The organism is Rhodococcus sp. WB9, from assembly GCF_007558985.1.
Taxonomy (GTDB): domain Bacteria; phylum Actinomycetota; class Actinomycetes; order Mycobacteriales; family Mycobacteriaceae; genus Rhodococcus_F; species Rhodococcus_F opacus.
In genome coordinates, this window is sequence record NZ_CP041769.1 from 952,606 (window position 1) to 969,913 (window position 17,308).

Genomic DNA, 17,308 nt, shown 5'->3' on the forward strand with positions numbered 1-17,308 from the left:
CAGAGGTGGGATTTCCTTACAGATCGTCGGGATCCAGGCGCTCGTTGACGGACCACAGTGAAGACATCGCACTTCGCGCGGAGTTTCCGCGTATCGGCTCTCTCGGTAAGGACACCCATGACACACAGCGATGGCGCAGCGCAGACCCGGACCGTCCCACACTGGTTCGACAACAAGAGTTTCACGGGTACGAGCGGCAATACCGCTCCGGTCACGAATCCGGCGACCGGTGCCGTCACCGGTCAGGTCGCCCTCGCCAGCGTCGAGGACGCCCGCGCCGTGATCGACGCCGCCGCCGCCGCGTTCCCCGCCTGGCGCGACACCTCCCTCGCCAAGCGCACCCAGGTGATCTTCACATTCCGGGAACTGCTCAACGCCCGCAAGGGCGAGTTGGCGGAGATCATCACCGCCGAGCACGGCAAGGTCGTCTCCGACGCATTGGGTGAGGTCTCCCGCGGCCAGGAAGTCGTCGAATTCGCCTGCGGCATCGCGCACCTGCTCAAGGGCGGCATGACCGAAAACGCCTCCACCAACATCGACGTCTCCTCCCTCCGCCAGCCCGTCGGCCCGGTCGGGATCATCTCCCCGTTCAACTTCCCCGCCATGGTCCCGATGTGGTTCTTCCCCATCGCCATCGCCGCCGGCAACACCGTCGTCCTCAAACCGTCCGAGAAGGACCCCACCGCCGCGATCTGGATGGCCGAACTCTGGGCCGAAGCCGGACTGCCCGCCGGGGTGTTCAACGTCCTCCAAGGCGACAAGACCGCCGTCGACGAACTGCTCACCCACCCCGCCATCAAGGCCATCAGCTTCGTCGGATCCACCCCCATCGCCCAATACGTCTACGCCACCGGCACCACCCACGGCAAACGCGTCCAAGCCCTCGGTGGGGCGAAGAACCACGCCATCGTCCTCCCGGACGCCGACCTCGACCTCGCCGCCGACGCCATGGTCAACGCCGGCTTCGGCTCCGCCGGCGAACGCTGCATGGCCATCTCCGCCCTGGTCGCGGTCGGCGACATCGCCGACGAACTCGTGACCAAGATCAAAGACCGCACCGACACCCTGAAGATCGGCGACGGCACCCTCGACTCCGACATGGGACCGCTGGTGACCAAGGTGCACCGCGACAAGGTCGCCTCCTACATCGACGCCGGCGAAAACGACGGCGCCACCATCGTCGTGGACGGGCGGCAGGTGCAGGCCGACGGCGGTGCGGACGGGTTCTGGCTCGGACCGACCCTGATCGACCACGTCACCACCGACATGAGCGTGTACACCGACGAAATCTTCGGACCCGTCCTCTCCGTGATCCGCGTCGACTCCTACGAGCAGGCCCTGGAACTGGTGAACTCGAGCCCGTTCGGCAACGGCACCGCCATCTTCACCAACGACGGCGGCGCCGCCCGACGGTTCCAGAACGAGGTCGAGGTCGGCATGGTCGGCATCAACGTCCCCATCCCCGTCCCCATGGCGTACTACTCCTTCGGCGGCTGGAAGAACTCCCTGTTCGGTGACACCCACGCCCACGGCACCGAAGGCGTCCACTTCTTCACCCGCGGCAAGGTCGTCACCACCCGCTGGCTCGACCCCAGCCACGGCGGCCTCAACCTCGGCTTCCCCCAGAACAACTGAGTTGGAAAGGACCTACGGTCATGACGACGACAGTCTCCCCGGAACTTTTGCCTACCGGTCAGTCTCTCGACGTGGCCCGTGTCGAAGGGGAGCGCGCGTATGCCCTCGACCGGGCGCACGTGTTCCACTCGTGGTCCGCGCAGGAGCAGATCACCCCGATGACGATCCTCGCGTCCGAGGGTTCGTATGTGTGGGACGGTGCCGGGAACCGCATGCTCGACTTCTCGTCCCAGCTCGTCAACACGAACATCGGGCACCAGCACCCCAAAGTCGTTGCCGCCATCCAGGACCAGGCCGCGAAGCTGTGCACCATCGCACCGCAGTACGTGAACGACGCCCGCTCCGAGGCCGCGCGACTTATCGCCGAGCGGACCCCGGGTGACCTGAACAAGGTGTTCTTCACCAACGGCGGCGCCGACGCCAACGAGCATGCGGTGCGCATGGCTCGGCTGCACACCGGCCGTTACAAGGTGCTGTCGCGGTACCGCTCGTACCACGGCGGCACGGACACCGCGATCAACCTCACCGGGGATCCGCGCCGGTGGCCCAACGACTACGGCAACAGCGGAGTCGTCCACTTCCACGGACCGTTCCTGTACCGGTCGCAGTTCCACTCGGAGAACGAGCAGCAGGAGACCGAGCGCGCGCTCGAGCACCTCGACCAGCTGATCCGCCTCGAGGGGCCGAACTCGATCGCAGCGATCGTGCTCGAATCGGTTCCCGGGACCGCGGGGATCATGGTGCCCCCGCCCGGCTACATGGCCGGTGTCCGCGAAATCTGCGACCGCTACGGCATCGTGTTCATCGCCGACGAGGTGATGTCCGGTTTCGGCCGGACCGGAAAGTGGTTCGCGATCGACCATTTCGGTGTCGTTCCCGACCTGATCACGTTCGCGAAGGGGGTCAACTCCGGGTACGTCCCGCTCGGTGGTGTCGCGATCAGCGAGAAGATCGCGGCGACGTTCGCCAACCGGCCGTACCCCGGCGGGCTTACCTATTCGGGACATCCGCTCGCCACTGCAGCCGCAGCCGCGACCATCAACGCGATGGAGGACGAGGGGATCGTCGAGAACGCGGCCCGGATCGGCAGCGAGATCCTCGGTCCCGGACTGCGTGGCCTGGCCGACCGGCACCCGTCGATCGGCGAAGTCCGCGGACTCGGCGTGTTCTGGGCGATCGAACTCGTCGCCGACCGTGCCACGAAGGAACCGCTCGCTCCGTACGGCACCTCCAGTCCGGCGATGAACGAGGTGATCGCGGCGTGCAAGGCAGGAGGATTGCTGCCGTTTGCCAACTTCAATCGCATTCACGCCGTGCCTCCGTGCACCGTCACCGAGGCCGAGGCCCGCGAAGGACTCGCGATCCTCGACACGGTTCTCGACATCGCGGACGCGCACCGCAACTCCTGACACACCCCCTCTGCGGGCACACGCGTGTCCCGACACTCGATCCTTCCCGCGGTCAATGGCGCCCGCGGGGCGGATCTTTCTCGTTTTCCACGACAACACACGGCGCCCGGATCTCAACGGAGAGAATCTATGAGCTCGACCACGTCCACGGTCGCACTGCCCCCTCCGGAAGGCTATGTCGAAGAACAGGATCGGCCGCCGGCTCCATCGTCGGGGGAGCCCGGAGATGCGCGGACTCCCGCATTCTGCTGTGGGAGAGTACGAACCGATGGCGCTTCGCGCCCGTGAGTACTTATTAACGTCGGGCGGTTAATAAGTACTCACGGGGGCGAAGCGCACGACGACGCCGGGGCGGAGCAGGGCGGGGGGAGTGCGTTCGGCATCCCAGATCGGTTCGTCGGTGCTGCCGATGAGTTGCCACCCGCCGGGCGAGCTGCGGGGATAGATTCCCGTGAACTCCCCGCCCAGAGCCACGGTCCCGGCGGAGACGGAGGTCCGAGGCGTCGATCGGCGCGGCACGTGCAGTTCGGGTGCGCCGCCGGTGAGGTAACCGAAACCCGGTGCGAAGCCGCAGAACGCCACCGTCCACGGAGTTCCGGTGTGTGCAGCGACGACGCCGTCGACACCGAGACCAGTCAGCTCGGCCACGTCCTCCAAGTCGGGACCGTCATAGCGCACGTCTATCCGGATCTCGTCGGGCGCATCCTCGGCGACCGTCGCCTCCGATTCCGTGGTCCGTACCCACTTGGCGACGCGGTCGCGGCTGGTCGCGCCGCGGTCGAACCGCACCAGGATGGTGCGCGCCGCCGGAATCACCTCCACGACCCCGGGCGGCCGAGAGCCGTCCAGCGCACGAAAATGCGCGAGCACGGTGCCGAGATCCTCGAACTCGGCGAGGACCGCGCTTTCTCCGACGTCGAGGATGCGCATCACACGAACGGCTCCACCGTGATGCCCTCGGTGTCGAGCAACGACCGGATGGCGGTGGCCATCTCGACGGCTGCGGGCGTATCGCCGTGGACGCAGACGGATTCGGCGGTGACCGCGAGGACCGTGCCGTCGACCGCTTCGAGGGTGTGATCGACGACGAGCCTGAGGACCCGTTCGGCCACCACCGCGGGATCGTGCAGGACGGCCCCGTCCGTCGTGCGCGGCACCAGTGTCCCCTCGGGTGTGTACGCGCGGTCGGCGAACGCCTCGGTGACCGTCCGCAGTCCGGCCTTCTCGGCCTCCTCGAGGAACGCCGAACCGGGCAGGCCGAGGACGGGCAGCGTCTCGTCGTACGCGCTGACCGCCGCGACCACCGCGCGGGCCTGCTCGCGGTGGTGGACGATCGCGTTGTACAGCGCGCCGTGCGGTTTCACGTACGCCACCGCCGAGCCGGAAACCTGGGCGAGACCGTCGAGGGCGCCGATCTGATAGACGACGTCGGCCGTCAGGTCGCGTGGGGCGATGTCGATGAACCGGCGTCCGAACCCGGCGAGGTCGTGGTAGCCCACCTGGGCGCCGATCCGGACCGTCAGCTCGGACGCCGCCGAACAGGTGGCCGACAGGGTGGCGGGATCGCCCGCATGAAAACCGCAGGCCACGTTCGCGCTGGTCACGAGCTTCAGCATCGCCAGATCGTCGCCGAGGGTCCAGGCACCGTAGCTCTCGCCGAGGTCGCTGTTCAGATCGATTGCCGGCACATATTCGATACTAGGGTTCCGAGTGCCGTCTTGTAGATTCTCTCGCGGGGGCGGGCGGAACCGGTGAGGGTCCTGCTGCGTCAGAACAATTGACCGTGCGTGGTGGACTGCGCCATCGGAGGGGGAAACGTGACCGACCCGGCATACATCAAGGATCCCGAGAACTTTCACTCGGACCAGTGGGATCACGCGAGGATTGCCAGCGCCGTCGCCGGCATGAATGTCGAGCACGTGAGCGGCATCGCACGAGCCTGGACCGAACTGGGGACGACGGCCCACGATGCGATCGTCGAGTTCAGCGACGCGATCAAGAAGGCGATCAACGAGAGTTGGCACGGTGCTGCCGCATCGGCGGCCTACGGAGAGACCGAGCGGTACTCGACCTCCGCGCCGCAGGCGCAGGAACAACTTCACGGAGTGGCGGACGCGCTGACGCCGCTGGCGGAGACGGTCGCGTCGCTTCGGTCGCAGGTTCCCGAAACCATCGGCACCGGACTGTGGGACAAGTTGACGCCCTGGGACACGGACACCGAGGACGAGTACTACCGGCGCGACGGCGAAGCGCGCGAGAAGATGGCCACGATCTACAACCCCGGACTCGCGACCTCGGACGGCAACGTCCCGTTGTTCACGAAGCCGGAGAGTATCGTCGACGTTCCTTCGGGTCCGGGCGGGCCCGGTGTCGACTACGCGAGCGGCACCCCGAGTTCGAGCGATCGCTTCGGCGGACCGATCACCGGGCAGCCGAATACCGGCGTCGTTCCCGTCGGCGACCCGTCCGCCGAGCCTGGTGTGGACGGCGCACCCGCTGCGGACGGCACGCAGCAGAATGCAGCAACCGCGCCGTCGGCTGCCACCACACCGGCGACGACGGCCCCGGCCTCGGTGACGGGGGATCAGGCACAAGGCCGGTCGGGCATGCCTTCCAGCGCCGATACATCCTCGGGTGCCGGCCTGCGATCCGCAGGTGTGGGTGGGGGTTCCGGTGGCGGCGGACTGGGAGTCGGCGGACTCGGCGGTGGTGTCGGCGCCGGGAATCAGCCGGGGGCCGTGGCCCGGCCCGGCACCGCACCCGGGGTCGCGGGGGTCAACGCCGGAGGTCGCGCGGGTGCCGGAATGCGGGGTACCGGCCCGATTGGTGGGGGAATGATGGGCGGCGGAGGAGCCGGCAGGGGCGGCGGCGAGGACAAGGAACACAAGACGCCCGACTACCTGATCACCCTCGACAACGGTAACGAGTTGATCGGCAAACTGCCCCTCGTCTCACCGCCGGTGATCGGCGCATGAACATGCGCAATTGGCGGCTGCGTCCCGAACTGTTCGACGCACTGTGGGCCGGCACCGGGCAGGATCGCACCCCGTACCCGCTCCGAATCGTGAGCGCGCACCCCGGGCTCAATGCATATGTCGCCGAGCAGAACCGGATACGCGAAGCCTTCGCTGGAGCCGAGCACGACGATGTGAGGTCGGCGTTGGGCGTGCTCGCCGAACCCGAGGTGTATGTCGAGGTCTCAGGTGCAACCGCCGACGAGACCCCGATCCGCATCATCGGTGCGCAACACCGGCAATGGGTGGTGATCGCTTCGCAACTCCCCGGCCGGGCACCGCAGATCGGTGGCGACGTGGTGATCGGCGCCGGTGCGGCCGGGCGACTGGGCGCCCAACTGATCGGGCTGATCCCGCAGAACGCCGCCGGCCGACGCCGGTTCCAGCGGCGGGACGCGGAAGACGCCCACTTCTCCCAGGGAATCCTGCAGGAGGTCAACGGGGTGGCCCCCGCCCCGCGACTCGAATCTGCCGTGCAGAAGGGCTACGCGGGCCGCGGGAAGATCCGGGTCTTCCGCGGCCCCCGCTACGGCAGCGGCAGGGACGTCGGCGTCATGCAATGGATCGACATCGCCGGCGACGGACGCTACGTGATCGGACCGCACGATCCCGCCGCCGCGCCCCCGGCAGGCCCCGAACAGCTCGTATCGTCGCTCGACACCCTGATCAGGGTCGCTACCACTCCCCGAGCAGGGTCGGTCGGTGCCCGCGGTTGGTAGATTGCCACGCGCCGGGCGATTGCACAGGTGGGGACACAGCAGGACACACGGAGGGGACACCGACATGGCGGGGCCAGAAGCACCGGAAGCCGGATGGAAGGCTTTCACCGAGAACGTCGTCGGGGGAGGCAGGCTCGAACTCGACCCCGCCGGCATAGAGCAGTGCATCAAGCTGTGCGATGACCACGCGCGGCGCATGGGGGAACTCGCAAACCGGGCGCGCCACGAACTGCGCGCAACGGACTTGGGTATCGGTGAGAAAGACATCGAGTCCGCGCGGGAGTTGGCGCGCAAATTCGACGAGAAAGCAATCGGGGGAGGCGGCATCGGCATAGCGAACACTGCGGTCGGATTGCTCACCGCGCATCAGTCGTACGTGAAGGATATGAAATCGATGTTCGAAGCAGTTCTCGCCAGCTATACCGCGCAGGATGATGCCATCGCTGCACGCCTCGGAACCGCAGGATCTGAGCTGTGAATACTCGCGTCCGGCGCTTCGCATTGCCGGTCGTAATTGCCATGGGCGTATTGGTCGCTGGTGGCTGTGCGGAGCCGGTCGGCGGTCAGGCGGACGAGACGCCAGTCCCTGAGATCACATTCCATCCGTGCGACGGATTCTCCTCGGAAGCCCTCGCGGCTGTCCGCCTGGATGCCCGGCCACCCGACCGCATGCCGGATCGCGACAATCCTAAGAACTTCGGCTGCGGATTTCAGTCGCAAGATTCGTATTCAGGGATCGTCGTTTCGGCAATCGGTGAAGCGCCCGACAGCGTGAGGAGCGACGACCGCTTCGACGTCCTGAGTGAGACGGAGATCGGCGGGCGGCGTGCTCTGGTGTCGGATTTCCGTGGCGGTAGTGCGTGCACGGTGTCGGTGGCGATCGAGCCGGGGATTCTCGAGTTCATGATCGGGTACAGCGAGTTGGAGGATTTCACAACAGTCGACGCGGCGTGCGATCAGGCGACGAGGGTGGCGACGACGTTGGCGCCTTATTTCCCCGACCACTTGTAGGACGGCTCAGTGCGTGTGTGCGTGGGTGGGGGTGATGCGTCCGGCGTTCTTGCGCCGTGAGGATCCGCTGAGCCGGCACACAAGGTAGATGACGAACGAGATCGTGGTGACGAAGCTCGATACGGGCACTCCGGGTGCGAGGGACAGCAGGATGCCGCCGACGGCGGCGAGTTCGGCGAACACGATCGACAGGATCGTGGCCTTCAGTGGGCTGGCGGTGACGTAGGCGGCGGCCGCGGCGGGGGTGATGAGCAGCGCCATCACCAGCAGGGCCCCGACGATCTGGACGCCGAGGGCGGCTGTGATGCCGACGAGGACGGCGAACACGATCGACAGCGCACGCACCGGGACGCCGCGGGCCTCGGCGACGTCGGGGTCGGTGCTCGCGAAGAGGAGGGGGCGGTAGATCAGGCCGAGGACCCCGATGACCAGCACGGCGCAGAGCAGCAGCAGCTGGAGGCCGCTGTCTCCGGGTGCCACGATCTGGCCGATCAGCAGGGAGAAGCTGGTGCCGGTGCGCCCTTGGTACGACCAGATGAACAGCACCGACAGACCGAGCCCGAATGCCATGATCACGCCGATCACGGAGTCGCGGTCGCGGGCCTTCGCGCCGAGCAGCCCGAACAGGACCGCTGCGACCACCGACCCGGCGATGGCGCCGGCCCCGACGCTGACGCCGATGAGCAGGGCCGCCGACGCGCCGGTCAGCGACAGCTCGCTCGTGCCGTGCACGGCGAACGACATCTGCCTGCTCACGATCAGCGGTCCGATCGCTCCTGCCAGCAGGCCGAGGATGGCGCCGGCGATCAACGCTTGCTGGACGAAGTCGTATTGCAGGAGGTCGACGGTGGCCGAGACGTCGAACATGCGTGACATCGCGTCGGTGAATTTGTTGCTCATGCGTGCCCCTCGTCCGTGTGGTGCACACCCTCACCGGGGCGGAGGCCGCCCGCGCTGCCGAGCGCGTCGATGGCGTCGCCGGTGCCGATCACGACGAGGCGGCCGCGTACGTGCAGTACCTCGACGTCGGTGCGGTACAGCTCGGACAGCACCTCCGACGTCATGACCTCTTCGGGTTTGCCGATGCGGAACTGTCCGTCGACGAGGTAGAGCACGCGGTCGACGAGGGGGAGGATCGGGTTGATCTCGTGGGTGACGAACAGCACCGCGGTGTCGTGGGTGCGGCGCCGCCGGTCGATGAGTCCCGACACGAGATTCTGGTTGGCCAGGTCGAGGCTGAGCAGCGGTTCGTCGCACAGCAGGATCTGGGGGTTGCCGACGAGGGCCTGCGCGATCCGCAGTCGTTGCTGCTCACCGCCGGACATGGAACCGATCGGGGCGTCCGCGTAGTTCTGGGCGCCGACTTCGGCGACGGCCGCGTCGACGATCGCCCGGCGCCGGCCTCGCCGGAGGATGCCGGTGCCCCACTGGTGGCCGTCGACGCCGAGCCCGACGAGGTCGCGGCCCCGCAGCGGCAGCCCGTCGTCGAGCGACTTCTGCTGGGGGATGTACCCGACGTGCGAATTGCCCTTCCGCGCCGGGGATCCGGCGATGCGCGCGGTGCCGGAGCTGAGGGCGAGTTGGCCGAGCAGCACCTTCAGCAGCGACGTCTTGCCCGACCCGTTGGGTCCGAGGACGGCGACGAATTCGCCGGGTTCCACGGTGAGGTCGAGGTTCTGCCAGAGTGTGCGTTCGCCGAAGGACAGTCGCGCCCCCGTCAATTCCAGTGCGGGGACGTGACCGTTGCCGGCGTTCTTCGAAGTGGGTTCTGTCACAAGCCGATCAGTTCTATTGCAGAGCCGCAGCAAGCGACTCGGCGGTGTTGGTCTGCCACTGAATGTAGTCCAGGCCTTCGGGCAGGGTTTCGGTCACCTCGACGACGGGGATGCCCGCCGCCTCGGCCGTGGCCCGCACGTCCTGGGTGACCCGGTCCTGCGTCTGCACGTTGTAGACGAGGGCCTGCACCTGCTTGTCGGTGAGCAGCTGTCGCGTCGCGGCGATGGCGGCGGGTGCGGGGTCGTTGCCGTTCTCGATTGCGCTCGTGAAGTCGGGAGGGGTGACGTCCTTCAGGCCCGCGGACTGCAGCAGGTAGTAAGCGATCGGTTCGGTCTGGGCGACGGGTGCGTCTTTGTGCGCTGCCGCGATGCCGTCGGTGATCGCGGAGATCTGCTCGAGCTGGCCGTGGAAGGTGGCGGCGTTGGCCTGGTAGGCGTCGGCGTTGTCGGGGTCGAGTTGGCCGAGCTTGTCCGCGATGGACTGCGCGGTGGCGTCGACGGTGTCGACGTCGAACCACACGTGTTCGTTCACGTCGCCGTGGTCGTGGCCCTCGGGCGAGTCACCGCCGTCCGAGTGCTCGTCCTCGCCCGCGTGTGCGCCGTCCTCGCGGAGGTCGAACGCGTTGACCGTGAGCTGGTCGCTGTTGCCGGTGCCGATGATGTCGTCGACGAAGTGGTCGTACCCGCCGCCGTTGTACACGATAAGGGAGGCGTCGGTGAGCTCGGCGGCGTCGGTGGGGCTCGCCTCGAACGAGTGCGGGTCGGACGACGGTTCGGTGATGATCGAGGTGACGTCCACCTTGTCGCCGGCGACGGCCTGCGCGACGCTGCCCCACACGTTCGTCGACGCGACGACCGTCAGTGTGCCGTCGCCGGTCGTGTCGGAGCTGCATGCGGTGAGGGTGAGGGCCGCGGCGAACGACAGCCCGACGGCCGCCGTGGCGGCACGAAAACCTGAGGAAGCGCGCACAGAAAACTCCTGACCGAAGACGAACGCTAAACGCTATTGGAAACCGTTACCGTTGCACTTTAGCGGATAGGTCCTGGTAGTGCACTTTCGGTGCAGCCCCGACGCGCCCGAACGCGGGCCAGGTACTAACGTCCCCCTATGCCCAGGTCTCGACAGCCTCGTCGCCAAGCCACGCTGGCGTCGCTCGCGGCCGAGCTCAATATTTCGCGAACGACGGTGTCCAACGCTTACAACCGGCCGGATCAACTCTCCGCGGAACTGCGCGATCGGGTGCTGCAGGCGGCGAAGCGCCGCGGCTATCCCGGCCCCGACCCGGTGGCCCGATCCCTGCGCACCCGCAAGGCCGGTGCCGTCGGACTGCTGCTCACCGAGGCCCTCAGCTACTCCTTCCGCGACCCCGCCGCGATGAGCTTTCTGTCCGGACTGGCCGAGTCGTGCGAGGCCGCCGGGCAGGGTCTGCTCCTGATCCCGGCGGGCCCGGGTCGGGAGGAGGCGGATGCCGCCGCGGTCGTGCAGCAGGCGGGCGTCGACGGGTTCGTCGTGTACTCGGTGGCGGACGACGACCCGTACCTCGCGGCGGTGTGCGAGCGTCACCTGCCGATGGTCGTGTGCGATCAGCCCCGGGAGATCCCGGGTGCGTCGCTCGTCGGCATCGACGACCGCGGCGCGATGCGGGGCCTCGCCGACTATCTGATCGGGCTCGGCCACCGCGACATCGGCGTGCTGAGCATGAGGCTGGGGCGTGACCGCTCGGACGGGGTCGCCGATGCCGAACGTTTGCGGTCACCGAACTTCCACGTCCAGCGCGAACGCATCGAGGGAGTGCGCGACGCCATGTCCGACGCCGGCCTGGACCCTCGGACGCTGACCGTCGTCGAGCGGTTCGAGCACACCGGCAAGTCGGGGCACGCCGCTGCCGCGCAGGCACTCGGTGTGAATCCGCGGATCACCGCACTCGTGTGCACCACCGACGTCCTCGCGCTCGGCGCGCTGGACTGGGCGCGCTGGCAGGGCATCGACGTGCCCGGCAGGCTGTCGATCACCGGATTCGACGGAGTCGACGACGCACTGCGCGAGGGGCTGACCACCGTCCGGCAACCCCAGGAGGAGAAGGGTCGCCGGGCAGGCGCCCTGCTCATGTCCCCGTCGCACTCCGGCGTCGCGACCGTCGAGATGCTCGAGACCGAACTGCTGCGGGGTTCGACGGCCGGGCCCGTCAAGCGCTGACCCGGCCCTCCCATACGCGCTAGGCCAGGAGCTGAGCGCAGCGCAGCAGTCCCAGGTGGCTGTACGCCTGGGGGTGGTTGCCCAGCGACCGCTCGGCCACGGGGTCGTACTCCTCGCTGAGCAGTCCGGTCGGCCCGGCGGCGTCGACCAGTTGCGCGAACAACGCCTCCGCCTGCGACCGCTGACCGATCAGCAGGTACGCCTCGACCAGCCACGCAGCGCAGAGGTGGAACCCGCCCTCGGTGCCGGGCAGTCCGTCGTCGTGGTGGTACCGGTACACGGTCGAACCGCTGCGCAATTCCGCCTCGGTGGCCGTGACGGTGGCGGCGAACTTCTCGTCGGACGGGTCGATCAGCCCGGACAGCCCGATGTACAGGGTGGCGGCGTCGAGGTCGGTGCCGTCGTAGGCGGCGGTGAACGAGCGGACCTCGTCCTTCCAGCCCTTCTCGCGCACCTCCTCGGCGATCTTGTCGCGCAACGGCGTCCAGCCGGGCTCGACGTCGCGGCCGAAGTGCTCGGCCAAGGCCACCGCGCGGTCGACGGTGACCCAGCCCATCACCTTGGAGTACACGTGGTGACGTGGGTTGTCGCGGATCTCCCAGATGCCGTGATCGGGTTCGAACCAGCGACGTTCGACGGCCTCGACCATCGCGCAGACCAGTTCCCAGTCGCGGTCGTTGAGCGCCACCAGGGCGCCCTGCTTCTCGCGGGCGTGGGACAGGTCGTGGATGAGCTCGACGATGGGTCCGAACACGTCGAGTTGCACCTGCTGGTTGGCCGCGTTACCGATGCGCACCGGCCGCGAGCCCGCGTAGCCGGGCAGCGAGTCGATGACGGCCTCGGGCGGCAGACCGCCACCGTGCAGCGTGTAGAGGGGGTGCAGGCGTTCGGGGCCGGGCAGCGTCTCGAGGACGTCGTGCACCCAGTCGAGGTAGCCCTCGGCCTCGCTGAGGGAACCGAGACTGACGAGCGCGGATGCGGTGAGCGCCGCGTCACGCAGCCAGCAGTAGCGGTAGTCCCAGTTGCGGACGCCGCCGATTTCCTCGGGCAGCGAGGTGGTGGCGGCCGCCATGATCGCTCCGGAGTCGACGTGCACCAGGCCGCGGAGGGTGAGCGCGGAGCGCTTCATCAGGTCGGGTTTGAGCGTGGGCAGGGTGAGGCCCTTCGCCCAGTCCGACCAGTACGATTCGGCCAGTGCGCGGCGCTCCTCCTCGGGCGTCTCCGACGGTCCGAGTTCTTCGGTGCCGCACCGCAATTCCAGGACGACATCGCCGCCGGACGGGTCGACGACAGCATGCGCGGTCTGCTGGTTGCCGTCGGACGTGACGTTCCACTGCACGCCGGGGGAGCGCAGCACGATCGGCTCGTTGGTGCCGTGCACCCGCAGTCCCTCGGAGACCGCCTCGAGGATGACCTGGCCCTGCCCGAACTCGGGCCGCGGTGCGAACGTCACGACGGCGGCGGCCTGCCCGCTGATCACCCGGGTCAGGTCGGTGCGGCCCTGGCGGACGTCGTGCGGCAGGTAGTCGGTGACGGACAGGCTGGCCCACCGTGTCTGCACGGTCATGGTGCTGTCGATGTACCGCTGGCTCAGCGGCAGCGCGCTGCGGTGCGGGCCGACGCTGAAGTGGCCGGCTTCCGGTCCGCCGAGCAGATGCGCGAACACGGACGCCGAGTCGGGTTCGGGATGACACAGCCAGGTGAGGGTCGCGTCGGGGGTGACGAGGGCGACGGTCCGCGGGCTGGCGAGCATGGTGAGGCGCTCGATCGGCGGGGCGTGTGCCCCGGACAGCCAGGTGCGGCGCTCGTCGAGCAGGAACGCGAGGGCCGTGGCCACGTCTTCGGTGGTCGAGACCCGGAATTCGGCGAGGCTTTCGCCGGGGCCCACCTTCACGCCGAGGTCGGGGCCCTGGAGGCGGGCGAACGCCTTCTCGTCGGTGACGTCGTCGCCGACGAAGACGGCTGCCGTCGCACCATCCTGGTGGCGGATCAGGTCGAGTGCATGGCCCTTGTCGGTGGCGACGACGGCCAGTTCGATGACGGACTTGCCCTCGGTGACCTGCACGCCCACCCGCTGTCCGGCGTCGGCGCGCACCGCGGCCAGGGCCAGGGCGCCTTCCTCCGCGTCGGCGTTGCGGACGTGGAGGGCGACGCTCGCCGGCTTCGCTTCCACCGACGTGCCGGCGTGCAGCGTGGCGATCCGGGTGAGTTCCTCGGTGATCTCACCGAGAAGTTTCTTGGCGTCGGCGTCGATCGCATGGATGAACCCGATGTCGAATTCCGAGCCGTGGCTGCCGACCAGTTGAACCTCGGCGGGCAGCCGTGACAGTGCGGCGAGGTCCTTGAGTGCTCGGCCCGAGATCACGGCCGCCGTCGTTCCGGCGAGGCTGGCCAGGGCGCGGAGAGCGCGCACCGATTCGGCGTGGGGGAACGCCTTCTCGGGGTCGGAGACGATGGGGGCCATCGTGCCGTCGTAATCGGAAGCGACGAGCAGGCGAGGGGTCCGCGCAACCCGCGAGAGGGCACGACGAAGTTCGATGGGCAGATCATGGGCGCTCACATGTTCAAATCTAGGGGATGTGACGGCTGTGAGCGCGTTGTCGGTCGGGGGTGTGCCCCGATCGCGTCCTATTCGGGTCTGCGGCTTCCGTCACCGAGCAGCAGTTCGACGGTGAGTTCGAGGCGATTCGCGACATCGGTCGCGGACGAGCGGCGGGTGAGCCAGGCCACCAGGTTCGACAGCCACACGTCGGAGATGACGCGGGCGACGGCCAACTGGTCTTCGGTGGGCTCGGTGTCCGTCATCGCGCGGGCGAACAGACGGTCCATCAGCTTGCCCACCTGATCGACCTCGGCGGCGGCGGACGCGTCGGCGAACATGAAGGCGCGCGTCATGGCCTCGGTCAGCAGTGGATCGCGCTGCATGGCCCGGGTGATCTGGCTGAGGATCAGCTGCATCCGCTCGAGCGGGTTCCGGCCCGGCGGGTTCTTTCCCCGAGAGTCGATCCGCTCGAACTCGCGGGCGAGCGCCGACACCAGCAGGTGCACCTTGGACGGGAAGTAGCGGTACAACGTCCCCACGGCGACGTCGGCGCGTTCGGCGACGGCCCGCATCTGCACGGCTTCGTATCCGCCCTTGGAGGCCAGGGCCAGGGTCGCGTCGAGGATCCGCTTGCGCCGTTCCTTCTGCGCGTTGGAACTGAGATCGTCCTCGCCCAGCGTCGCCGCAGCGACCGTCGTGGACCGTGATCGAGAGCTGGTCGTCATTACCTTTTTTCCTTCGCGCCTTGACTCATGGCCAGGTGTCATATTAGAACACGTTCTAGACGAATGTGTCATTCAGGAGAGGCGGATACCCGTTGTGACAATCGCCACCACCGAGGAACAGAGGGCTGCAGCGGGTTCGATCCAGGCTTGGGCGCGGTCCACGGACCCGCTGGTCACAGTACGGCAAGGACCAGCAGATTCGTGGCGGACGTCGTGGCAGTCCTTCGCCTCGCTCGGAATTTTCTCGGTCGCCGTGCCCGACGAGGTCGGTGGGTCGGGAGCGGAGATCGTCGATCTCGCCGCGATGCTCGAACAGGCCGCGACCGAACTCGTCCCGGGTCCTGTTCTCTCGACCGCTCTCGCCGCTGTGATCGTCGGCCGCAGCTCCGGCGCCGCCGCGAAACGGTGGTCCGAGGACGTCGCCGATGGCGCGATGCCGTGCGCGGTGGCTCTCGGCAGCAACTCCCCGGTGAACGCAACGCTCGGGGCCGACGGCGGGCTGACGCTCACCGGCGATGCGGGCTTCGCGATCGGCGGTGACACGGGGGTGTCCGTGCTGCTGCCTGCCGACGCGGGCGACGGCGTCGTGTGGTGTCTGGTCGACGGTGAATCCGACGGCCTGGACATCACGGTCGCCGACACGATCGACAAGAGCCGCCCGCTCGCGCGAGTGCGGTGCGATCGTGTGGCGGTCGCCGCCGACCGGGTGCTCGCGGGGGTGCCGGACGGGCTCGTGCCCGACCTCGCCGCGACACTCGCCGCGGCGGAGGCGTCCGGGATCGCGGCCTGGTGTCTGCGAACGGCGGTGGAGTACGCCAAGATTCGCGAGCAGTTCGGCAAACCCATCGGATCGTTCCAGGCGATCAAGCATCTGTGCGCCGAGATGCTGTGCCGCGTCGAACAGTCCGGTGCGGCGGCGTGGGATGCGGCCGTGGCGGCGGAGGACGCGTGGGAGGCGGACGGCGGCGAGCTGCCGATCGCGGCCGCGGTCGCGGCGTCGATCACGCTCGACGCCGCCGTCGAGACCGCCAAGGACTGCATCCAAGTGCTCGGCGGGATCGGCTTCACCTGGGAACACGACGCGCACTTCTACCTGCGCCGCGCGACGTCACTGCGGCAGCTGCTCGGCGGCTCCGCCCGCTGGCGGGCGCGGGTCACGGAACTGACGAGGGCAGGCGTTCGCAGGCATCTGTCGATCGACCTGACCGGGCTCGACGAGGAGCGGGCGCAGATCCGCGCCGAGATCGCCGAGCTGGTGGCGCGCCCGGAGTCGGAGCGACGCGCGGCCCTCGCGGAATCGGGCTACCTGGCCCCGCACTGGCCCGCGCCCTACGGTCGGGGTGCGCGGGCCGCGGAGCAGATCCTGATCGAGGAGGAACTGGCGGCCGCCGGGGTCGGCAGACCCGACCTCGTGATCGGATGGTGGGCCGTTCCGACGATCCTCGAGCACGGCAGCGCCGAGCAGATCGAGCGTTTCGCGACCCCGACGCTGCGCGGCGAGATCATCTGGTGCCAGCTGTTCAGCGAACCCGGCGCCGGCTCCGACCTCGCGGCGCTGCGGACGTCCGCGGAGAAGGTGGACGGCGGGTGGCGGCTGAACGGTCAGAAGGTGTGGACGTCGAGGGCGCAGGAAGCGGACTGGGCGATCTGCCTGGCCCGAACCGACCGGGGCGCGCCCAAGCACAAGGGCATCAGCTACTTCCTCGTCGACATGACGAGCCCCGGCATCACCATCTCGCCGCTGCGCGAGATCACCGGCGACGCCCTGTTCAACGAGGTGTATCTCGAGAAGGTGTTCGTGCCGGACGAGCTGGTGGTCGGGAATCTCGGCGACGGCTGGAAACTGGCCCGCACCACGCTGGCGAACGAGCGGGTGGCGATGGGTGGAGGCTCCTCGCTCGGTGAGGCGATGGAGGAACTGCTCGCCCTCGCGGGGGACGGCGACCCGGTGACCGACGACCAACTCGGGCATCTCATCGGCAATGCGCTCGTCGGCTCGCAGCTCGAACTGCGCACCACCCTCCGGCAGCTGGACGGTCAGGATCCCGGACCCGAATCGAGTGTCCGCAAGCTGGTCGGTGTCCGCCAACGGCAGGCGGTCGCGGAATTCGCGATGGAACTCGGTGGCGCGGACGGCTGGGTGGAGGGTCCGCTGGCGCAGGAATTCCTCAACACGCGCTGCCTGTCCATCGCGGGCGGAACGACGCAGATCCTGCTGACGGTCGCGGCCGAGCGGATTCTCGGGCTGCCGCGGGGCTGAGCCGCGTCGCGATGGTCTTTC

General features: G+C 68.4%; 15 protein-coding genes. 8 read left to right on the forward strand and 7 right to left on the reverse strand.

The genetic code is table 11. The annotated features are described in order from the left end of the window. Positions 1-117: 117 nt before the first annotated feature. The gene (locus tag FND50_RS04590; RefSeq protein WP_144284894.1) at positions 118-1,635 is read left to right on the forward strand and encodes a CoA-acylating methylmalonate-semialdehyde dehydrogenase; all 1,518 of its coding nucleotides are present in this window, start codon (positions 118-120) and stop codon (positions 1,633-1,635) included. A gap of 20 nt (positions 1,636-1,655) precedes the next feature. After that, positions 1,656-3,044 (forward strand): aspartate aminotransferase family protein, encoded by a 1,389-nt coding sequence (locus FND50_RS04595; protein ID WP_144284895.1) that lies wholly within the window; start codon positions 1,656-1,658, stop codon positions 3,042-3,044. A gap of 309 nt (positions 3,045-3,353) precedes the next feature. Here the strand turns inward: FND50_RS04595 and FND50_RS04605 are convergent, their stop codons facing one another. Together FND50_RS04605 and FND50_RS04610 are read right to left on the reverse strand one after the other, a co-directional pair. Next, positions 3,354-3,974, reverse strand: coding sequence for an allophanate hydrolase subunit 1 (locus FND50_RS04605; RefSeq protein WP_144284896.1), 621 nt, complete (start codon positions 3,972-3,974; stop codon positions 3,354-3,356). Then, positions 3,974-4,732, reverse strand: coding sequence for a LamB/YcsF family protein (locus FND50_RS04610; RefSeq protein ID WP_144284897.1), 759 nt, complete (start codon positions 4,730-4,732; stop codon positions 3,974-3,976). The genes FND50_RS04605 and FND50_RS04610 overlap by 1 nt, the downstream gene beginning before the upstream one ends. A 129-nt stretch (positions 4,733-4,861) precedes the next feature. On the opposite strand from FND50_RS04610, the gene FND50_RS04615 reads away from it, so the two are divergent. From FND50_RS04615 to FND50_RS04630, 4 genes are all read left to right on the forward strand, one after another. Next, positions 4,862-6,019, forward strand: a complete 1,158-nt coding sequence (locus FND50_RS04615; RefSeq protein WP_144284898.1) for a hypothetical protein — start codon at positions 4,862-4,864, stop codon at positions 6,017-6,019. Then, positions 6,016-6,777 (forward strand): ESX secretion-associated protein EspG, encoded by a 762-nt coding sequence (locus tag FND50_RS04620; protein ID WP_144284899.1) that lies wholly within the window; start codon positions 6,016-6,018, stop codon positions 6,775-6,777. Before FND50_RS04615 ends, FND50_RS04620 begins: the two co-directional genes overlap by 4 nt. Positions 6,778-6,841: 64 nt before the next feature. After that, entirely contained in the window at positions 6,842-7,255 is a 414-nt protein-coding gene (locus FND50_RS04625; protein WP_144284900.1) for a hypothetical protein, read from the forward strand. Next, the gene (locus FND50_RS04630; RefSeq protein WP_144284901.1) at positions 7,252-7,788 is read left to right on the forward strand and encodes a DUF3558 domain-containing protein; all 537 of its coding nucleotides are present in this window, start codon (positions 7,252-7,254) and stop codon (positions 7,786-7,788) included. The genes FND50_RS04625 and FND50_RS04630 overlap by 4 nt, the downstream gene beginning before the upstream one ends. A 6-nt stretch (positions 7,789-7,794) precedes the next feature. Here the strand turns inward: FND50_RS04630 and FND50_RS04635 are convergent, their stop codons facing one another. The 3 genes from FND50_RS04635 to FND50_RS04645 are packed head-to-tail and all read right to left on the reverse strand — an operon-like array spanning position 7,795 to position 10,533. Further along, positions 7,795-8,688 (reverse strand): metal ABC transporter permease, encoded by an 894-nt coding sequence (locus tag FND50_RS04635; protein ID WP_005265172.1) that lies wholly within the window; start codon positions 8,686-8,688, stop codon positions 7,795-7,797. Further along, positions 8,685-9,563 (reverse strand): metal ABC transporter ATP-binding protein, encoded by an 879-nt coding sequence (locus FND50_RS04640; RefSeq protein WP_005265173.1) that lies wholly within the window; start codon positions 9,561-9,563, stop codon positions 8,685-8,687. Before FND50_RS04640 ends, FND50_RS04635 begins: the two co-directional genes overlap by 4 nt. 13 nt (positions 9,564-9,576) lie before the next feature. Beyond that, the gene (locus FND50_RS04645; RefSeq protein WP_144284902.1) at positions 9,577-10,533 is read right to left on the reverse strand and encodes a metal ABC transporter solute-binding protein, Zn/Mn family; all 957 of its coding nucleotides are present in this window, start codon (positions 10,531-10,533) and stop codon (positions 9,577-9,579) included. A gap of 138 nt (positions 10,534-10,671) precedes the next feature. Here FND50_RS04645 and FND50_RS04650 point away from each other — a divergent pair, with 138 nt between their 5' ends. After that, positions 10,672-11,760 carry a substrate-binding domain-containing protein gene (locus tag FND50_RS04650; protein ID WP_005265175.1) on the forward strand — a complete coding sequence of 363 codons (1,089 nt, stop codon included), beginning with the start codon at positions 10,672-10,674 and terminating at the stop codon, positions 11,758-11,760. A 19-nt stretch (positions 11,761-11,779) separates the two neighbouring features. On the opposite strand, the gene otsB is transcribed toward FND50_RS04650, so the two are convergent. Together otsB and kstR are read right to left on the reverse strand one after the other, a co-directional pair. Next, positions 11,780-14,320: a trehalose-phosphatase gene (gene otsB, locus FND50_RS04655; protein WP_144284903.1), complete on the reverse strand. Its 2,541-nt coding sequence runs from the start codon at positions 14,318-14,320 to the stop codon at positions 11,780-11,782. 68 nt (positions 14,321-14,388) lie between these two features. Beyond that, on the reverse strand, positions 14,389-15,027 hold the full coding sequence (kstR, locus tag FND50_RS04660; protein WP_005566090.1) for a cholesterol catabolism transcriptional regulator KstR: 639 nt from the start codon (positions 15,025-15,027) through the stop codon (positions 14,389-14,391). 94 nt (positions 15,028-15,121) lie between these two features. Between kstR and FND50_RS04665 the strand changes: the two genes are divergently transcribed. Further along, positions 15,122-17,287 (forward strand): acyl-CoA dehydrogenase, encoded by a 2,166-nt coding sequence (locus FND50_RS04665; RefSeq protein ID WP_144284904.1) that lies wholly within the window; start codon positions 15,122-15,124, stop codon positions 17,285-17,287. Positions 17,288-17,308: the final 21 nt, after the last annotated feature.